The sequence below is a fragment of the Photobacterium lucens genome, assembly GCF_009873615.1.
GTDB classification, from domain to species: domain Bacteria; phylum Pseudomonadota; class Gammaproteobacteria; order Enterobacterales; family Vibrionaceae; genus Photobacterium; species Photobacterium lucens.
The window spans coordinates 1-4,165 of the sequence record NZ_SSMG01000372.1; the positions used below are offsets into that span (position 1 = coordinate 1).

Annotated in this window: 3 protein-coding genes; 2 read left to right on the forward strand and 1 reads right to left on the reverse strand. The window is 39.3% G+C overall.

Annotated elements, in window-relative coordinates; translation table 11 throughout:
* Positions 1-105 precede the first annotated feature (105 nt).
* The gene (tyrP, locus tag E5A76_RS15470) at positions 106-1,320 is read right to left on the reverse strand and encodes a tyrosine transporter TyrP (protein ID WP_161119460.1); all 1,215 of its coding nucleotides are present in this window, start codon (positions 1,318-1,320) and stop codon (positions 106-108) included.
* 429 nt (positions 1,321-1,749) lie between these two features.
* On the opposite strand from tyrP, the gene E5A76_RS15475 reads away from it, so the two are divergent.
* Positions 1,750-2,970 carry a CinA family nicotinamide mononucleotide deamidase-related protein gene (locus E5A76_RS15475; RefSeq protein WP_161119462.1) on the forward strand — a complete coding sequence of 407 codons (1,221 nt, stop codon included), beginning with the start codon at positions 1,750-1,752 and terminating at the stop codon, positions 2,968-2,970.
* 235 nt (positions 2,971-3,205) lie between these two features.
* Positions 3,206-4,045: an META domain-containing protein gene (locus E5A76_RS15480; protein WP_161119461.1), complete on the forward strand. Its 840-nt coding sequence runs from the start codon at positions 3,206-3,208 to the stop codon at positions 4,043-4,045.
* The last annotated feature ends 120 nt before the right edge of the window (positions 4,046-4,165 follow it).

The window sequence follows — 4,165 nt, forward strand, 5'->3', positions numbered from 1 at the left end:
CTATTGTAATGAATAGTTTTTTATATCTTTAAATATATTTATAAATTACAGGTTAATAAGGAAGTAAAATAATTCACTTCCTTATTAATAAATGCTTACTAGGTATTAACCTACTGCTGGAATAATACCTACCATTTGCATGGTTTGTGCTGAAATAATTAATACTCCAGCTAACGTAACAATCGCTAAGGCAAGGTTGCCACCTCGTACCATGTATGAAGGCATAATGTTATCAGCTTGATGTTTCTTACGTTGTGAACGAACCATCGCAACAGGTAAGAAGATAGCTAAGATAACAAGTGCAATGGCTGCGTAACCCAGTGCCATAATAAAGCCTTGTGGGTAAAAAATAGCGAAAGCTAATGGCGGCAAGAAGGTGATCAAGCCTGTTTGTAAACGACCAGTCACGTTGCTAGCGCGCTTTAAGCTGTCTGCCATAAAATCAAATAGACCTAAACTTACCCCTAAGAAAGACGTTGCCAATGCTAAGTCTGCAAAAATAGACACTGATTTGCTGACCATTGGGTTATGTAATAACTCACTTAAGCTCGCAATAAATGCTCCGAGTGTGGTACTTGCCATTAACTCAGGTTGGCTCATTACCCCTTGGCTAGCAAGTTGCCATAATAAGTAGATAAATAGTGGCAATGCAGAGCCTAAGATCATCACTTTCTTTAATGTCTTAACATCAATACCCACGTAGCGCACGATAGATGGAATACTGCCGTGGAAACCAAACGAAGTAAATACTACCGGTAAGGCTGAAAGGATCAGTCCTTTTTGTACTGGCATTTCAACAAGATGTTGGCCTTCTACGTGTGGAACAAGTAAGCCTAACATAACGGCGAGTGCCACAATTTTTGCCGTGAAAAGGATGCGGTTAACCAGATCAACGGTGTGTGTACCAATAGATACAACGCCCGCAATCAAAAGAGTAAAGAGTAATGCGCCAAGCTGAGGCGGAATAGAAACGCTTAACCAATCACTTAGTTTTTCACTTAACTGACCACCACCACCGGCAATGTAGGCTGCACAAAGAGAGTAGAGCAAAAACATCATGGCAAAATTAGCAATAATTTGCCCTTTACGACCAAGAAGTTGCTGAGCCAAAGTATTAAGCGTCGCATCTGTTTCTGCGTGTTGGTGGATTTCAATCATTAGCAGCGCGGTGTAGGTCATCAGTGCCCACATACCGAACATTGCAATTAATGCTGTGGTAAAACCAAGGCCTGCTGAAGCCAAAGGTAATGCCAACATGCCTGCACCTATCGTTGTTCCTGCAATGATAAGCATGCTGCCAAGTGTTTTATTTAAAGCCATTTTTGTTGCTCCCAGAGGTAATGAATTAGATCGGGAGGTGGTATTGATCACCTGTCGTTGCTCCCTACGAAAATAGAGGCCACAGAGGCGTATCGAGATGAGTGTTCAGTTAAGTTTACATCCTGATAATAGCCACTGTGGCTATCGATAGGTATTGGTGTGAGGGATAAATTTCATCAAATGTACTCAGTGTATTGTTTATTAATCTATGTGCTGTTTTTGTTAGCGTTATACGCTAGAAATGTACATTAACGGTAGATAACTTAACTGTCAACATTAGTTTAACTGGTGTAAATTTTGATTTACACATGAGCCGTTGGGGCAAAAATACTGCTTTATTTATATCGGGTAAAAGAAAGCTGTATCTGGTAAGTCGTTGAGCATAGACTAATAAAATAAATCATAAAGCCACAGATTCAGAGGGAAATGATGATTGAAATAACAATGATCAGTACAGGTGAAGAAGTATTATTAGGTGATATTACTGATACAAATGCAGCATGGTTATCCCGATTTCTGTTTGAACAGGGCTTAACAATGACACGTCGTGTCACTGTTGGTGATCACTGTGAGCGATTAGCGAAAGAGATCGAATCGTGTAGTTTAAATAGTGACATTGTTATTGTTAATGGTGGATTAGGGCCAACCAGTGATGATTTAACAGCAGTCGCTGCTGCAATGGCTGCAAACGTAGGATTAGAGCAATCTGATCATTGGGTGGCAGAAATGAAAGCTAAATATGAAAAGCTTAATCGTGAAATGCCTGCTGCTAATTTAAAACAAGCGATGCTACCTGAAGGGGCTGAGCTGATTGATAACCCTGTTGGAACTGCTTGTGGTTTTGCCATTAAACTCAATCGAGCGTGGATTTTCTTTACGCCAGGTGTTCCGAGTGAATTTAAAATCATGGTGAAAGATCAAATCCTACCTCGTCTGCAAACGCAATATCCTGCCAATCAACCTTTACATTGCTCCCGCTTATTTACCTATGGTCTATCAGAATCAAGCATCAGCGATGCATTTCAACATCTTACTTTGCCGCAAGGTTATGAAATAGGCTATCGCTCATCATTACCTTTTATTGAAGTGAAATTATTTGCACCAGAGCAGGGGAATACTGCTTTGGTACTGTTAGCTGAAATGGAAGCCTTGTTAGGGGATAACATTGTAGGTAAGCAGGTAGGGTTAATAGAAAACCTGTCAAATTTACTGACTCATCAAAATAAAAAGCTGGCTATTTTAGAGCAATCCACCGGTGGTTTTGTTGTTAATTGGCTGAATCAACAGCCAGAGCTGAATGAATATGTGGTATCCGCATCCGTCCAAAACATCGTTGTTGATACGAAGACTGATATGGATGCTTTAGTCAACGTAGCGAGTGAGCAATTACAGGGTTTAAGTCTAATACCAAATAGTCAGATAGGGCTGTTTTCTGGCACATTGCATGATGGTGCTGTCACGGTTGGATTGATCACAGATGAGGGACAATGGATCCAGCATGTACAGTTTAAACGAGTCTATAGCCATGATGATCAACGTTGTGTGATTGCGACTGTTTTACTAGATATGCTTCGCCGATATCTGCAAGGTGTTGCGATATTTGGTCATTATGAATCACTGAATAGATTATTCGAAAATCATAGTCTATAACTTATGAACTTACAGAAATGATAAAAGTAAAATATAGCTTTCTTGAGTATTAACAGAGCGTAACATTTCTGTAATCTATAATGATTGCGTCATATTTTGAATGCTGTATTATTGTTTGCAGTTCACAGATAAATAATTCTAAATCAATATGCTATCTCAATGATGGCAACCTTAACTGAGTAATGATGAACGTTACTGTGGTTATGATTTGAAATGTATAAAAGGATAATTAAAAATGACTTTTAAATTAAAAAAGCTAGCGTTAGCAACTTCAGTTGTACTTTCTGCATTCATGCTACAAGCATGTAATGACGCTGACACTGCTGCAAATCAAAACCAACAACAGACAGCACCTGTTGCTAAAGCTGAGAAAGTAGAAATGAAATCATTAGAAACAAAGGTGATTTATCTAGATCGTCGTATGCTACCACCGGGTGCAGTATTAAATGTAACGTTAGAAGATGTTTCTTTAGCTGATGCGCCATCAACCACGATCACGAGTGAGTCGATGGATGTAGCTGGTGCGCCACCATACCCTGTAACACTAGAATATGATGCAGCGAAAATTCAAGATAAGCATCGCTATAGCCTACGTGCAACGATCAAAGTTGAAGATAAGTTGGTGATGACCTCAACGACCAGCATTGATCCATTTGCTGCTGATGCGAAGCAACCGATTGAGATCAAATTAGATCGTGTTGCGCATCAAGTACCAGCAGCAACTGCGGCGACAGGCCTTGCTGGTCAACCATGGGAATTAGTAACCCTTGAAGGTGAAACGGTTAAACCTGGGGCTGGTGGTAATATGGCATTTATTCAATTTGATATGGATAAAAAGTCTGCACATGGTTTCTCTGGCTGTAATAACTTCCAAGGTACATTTGAAACATCAAATGGAACATTAACAATGGGACCTGCGGCATCAACACGTAAAATGTGTATGGATGGTATGGAGCTTGAAAAAGCATTCCTAGCGTCAGTACCAACCTATGCTAGCTATGTTATTGTTGATAACGTTTTAACAGTAAAAGATAAGCAAGGAAAAGAGGTTGCTACCTTCAAAACTGGCAACTAATAACGAAAATAATAAAAACTCGTTTCTAATTGTTTGATAAAGCGTATAAGTTGTAATTTGAAATTGCAGCTTATGCGTTTTTTTTTGTCCCTTGATTTGGCATAACAATATATTCTAAAT

Excerpts from the sequence above, each read along its gene's own strand:
- tyrP (WP_161119460.1), bottom strand. The coding sequence starts at position 1,320 with ATGGCTTTAAATAAAACACTTGGCAGCATGCTTATCATTGCAGGAACA.
- E5A76_RS15475 (WP_161119462.1), top strand. The coding sequence starts at position 1,750 with ATGATTGAAATAACAATGATCAGTACAGGTGAAGAAGTATTATTAGGT.
- E5A76_RS15480 (WP_161119461.1), top strand. The coding sequence starts at position 3,206 with ATGACTTTTAAATTAAAAAAGCTAGCGTTAGCAACTTCAGTTGTACTT.